We start from the raw sequence: 2,691 nt of genomic DNA on the forward strand, positions 1-2,691 counted from the left end.
CAACATCGCTTCCGGTTCGCACGAGCATGTGGGCAATTACAGTGGCGTTACGGTAGATGCCAAGGAGGGGTATTTTGATTTCCAAGGTTACCACTTCCGTATTGTCGACCTTCCCGGAACCTATTCCCTCTCGGCCTACTCCCCTGAAGAAATCTATGTCCGCCGGCACATTATCAATGAAACGCCGGATATCATTATCAATGTTGTGGACTCTTCCAACCTGGAACGCAATCTCTATCTCACCACCCAGCTGATTGACATGAACGTGCGCATGGTGATTGCACTGAACATGTACGATGAGCTGGAAGCCAGTGGAAACACGCTGGATTATGTGAAGCTCAGCCAGTTGTTCGGAGTTCCGATGTTGCCTACGGTCAGCCGTAGCGGAAAAGGCATTGAACAGCTGTTCCATGTGATTATCAATATTTACGAAGGCGGCGACTTCCTCGACCATAAGGGCAGGATGCGCAGCGAGATATTGAGTGACCTTCGCAGCTGGCATCAGGAGTATGTTCCCGACCATGACTTCGGCAGCCATAAAGAAGAGATAGAACAGCCGCGTGGCTTCTACCGTCATATCCATATCAATCACGGTCCCGAGCTGGAACGTAGCATTGAGGAGGTGAAGCGCGTCATCAGCGTCAATGAGAACATCCGCCACAAATATTCCACGCGTTTCCTTGCCATCAAGTTGCTGGAGAACGACGAAGACTTGAAAAAGATTGTGGAAGAGTTGCCCAATGGAAAGGAGATTCTTGCCGTCCGCGACCGGGAAGAGGCACGGATTGCCGAGGTGGTGAACGAGGAGAGCGAGCAGGCCATCACCGATGCCAAGTATGGTTTTATAGCCGGTGCCCTGCGCGAGACCTATGTGGACAATCATCAGGATACGTCGCGGACCACTCAAATCATAGACTCAATCGTTACCCACCGCGTATGGGGCTATCCCATTTTCTTCCTTTTCCTTTATCTGATGTTCGAAGGCACCTTTGTGCTGGGCGACTATCCTATGCAGGGGATTGAATGGCTGGTAGGCGAATTGGGCGACCTGATACGCAACAAAATGTCCGAAGGACCGCTGAAGGACCTTCTGGTGGATGGTATTATCGGAGGTGTGGGCGGTGTCATTGTTTTCCTGCCGAATATTCTGTTGCTCTATTTCTTTATTTCCTTGATGGAAGACTCGGGCTATATGGCACGTGCCGCTTTCATTATGGATAAGATTATGCATAAAATGGGGCTGCATGGAAAGTCTTTCATTCCGCTGATTATGGGCTTTGGGTGTAATGTGCCCGCCATTATGGCTTCGCGTACCATTGAGAACCGCAAGAGCCGTCTGGTGACGATGCTCATCAATCCGCTGATGTCGTGCAGCGCCCGTCTACCCATCTATTTATTGCTGGTAGGCGCCTTCTTTCCGAACAATGCGAGCTTTGTGCTGTTAGTAATCTATGCCATCGGCATTCTGTTGGCAGTGGTCATGGCACGTCTTTTCTGCCGCTTTCTGGTGAAAGGAGACGATACGCCGTTTGTCATGGAGCTGCCGCCTTATCGTATGCCGACGTCCAAGGCCATCTTCCGCCATACGTGGGAGAAGGGGGCGCAGTATCTCCGCAAGATGGGAGGCATCATTATGGTGGCATCCATCGTTATCTGGGCATTGGGATATTATCCCAACCACGATGAATATGAAAGTGTGACGGAACAGCAGGAGAATTCCTACATCGGCCGGATTGGTAAAGCCATGGAACCGGTCATCGAACCGTTGGGATTCGACTGGAAGCTGGGCATCGGCATCCTTTCCGGCGTGGGCGCCAAGGAGCTGGTGGTAAGCACGCTCGGAGTGCTTTATGCCGACGATGCTGAGGCAGATGCCGCAAGCTTGGGTGAACGCATTCCGATAACGCCCCTGGTGGCTTTCGGTTACATGGTGTTTGTGCTGATTTATTTTCCGTGCATCGCCACGTTGGCAGCCATTAAAGGGGAGTCGGGCAGTTGGAAGTGGGCCGTGTTTGCGGGGCTTTATACTACTGCGCTGGCCTGGCTGATGTCTTTCGCAATTTATCAGATAGGAGGTCTGTTTTTATGATGAATAGTTGGCAGGAGTGGGTAGTAGCCTTATTGTTGTTGCTCTGCGCTGTGCGGATTGGCATGAGTATTTATTCTTTTTTTCATCGGGTCAAAGAAAATGGTAATCCGTGTGATAGTTGTGCAAGTGGCTGTGAACTAAAGAATTTGTATGATAAGAAGCGTGCAGAGTGTAGTGGAGGGACGAAAAAAAAGAAGAAACGTTGTTGCGGATAGTTGGTAGTTTCAAAAAAAGTGCTACCTTTGCATCCGCAAACAAGAAATAAAGAGTTCTTGTAAGAACCGGTACCTTGGATGAGTGGCTTAGTCAGCGGTCTGCAAAACCGTGTACGGCAGTTCGAATCTGCCAGGTACCTCGAAGAATAAAACTCCGAAACTGCTTTTTAAAAGTGTTTCGGAGTTTTTTGTTATAGGGAATTGTTTGCCCATTCTATAAAATATCATTCGCTGAATAGTTACAGCTTACTTATTAAAGATTGAATAAAATGAAAAAAGTTGGATTTCTGATTTTCTGTCTGTTTGCTATGTGCAGCATGGCAGGCAAGGCGCAGGATGTAGTGGCGGACAGTACCGGCTACATCGGTATGGTAGGGGAGATGGCTC

General features: G+C 49.3%; 2 protein-coding genes and 1 tRNA gene. All 3 read left to right on the plus strand.

The genetic code is table 11. From position 1 onward, the window contains the following. Window positions 1-2,089, plus strand: a 2,089-nt coding sequence (feoB, locus tag ABUA47_RS16265) for a ferrous iron transport protein B (protein ID WP_349831765.1), incomplete at its 5' end; no start/stop codon positions are given. Beyond that, window positions 2,089-2,304 carry a hypothetical protein gene (locus ABUA47_RS16270; RefSeq protein WP_349831767.1) on the plus strand — a complete coding sequence of 72 codons (216 nt, stop codon included), beginning with the start codon at window positions 2,089-2,091 and terminating at the stop codon, window positions 2,302-2,304. The genes feoB and ABUA47_RS16270, both read left to right, overlap by 1 nt. A gap of 68 nt (window positions 2,305-2,372) precedes the next feature. Next, a tRNA-Cys gene (locus ABUA47_RS16275) sits at window positions 2,373-2,444 on the plus strand. Window positions 2,445-2,691 lie beyond the last annotated feature (247 nt).

Origin of the sequence: Bacteroides sp. RTP31139st1_H2_RTP31139_211217 (assembly GCF_040227615.1) — a bacterium.
In the GTDB taxonomy this organism is placed as follows: domain Bacteria; phylum Bacteroidota; class Bacteroidia; order Bacteroidales; family Bacteroidaceae; genus Bacteroides; species Bacteroides uniformis.

What these genes read in the sequence shown, in the direction of transcription:
- ABUA47_RS16270 (WP_349831767.1), top strand. Translation starts at nt 2,089, where the DNA reads ATGAATAGTTGGCAGGAGTGGGTAGTAGCCTTATTGTTGTTGCTCTGC.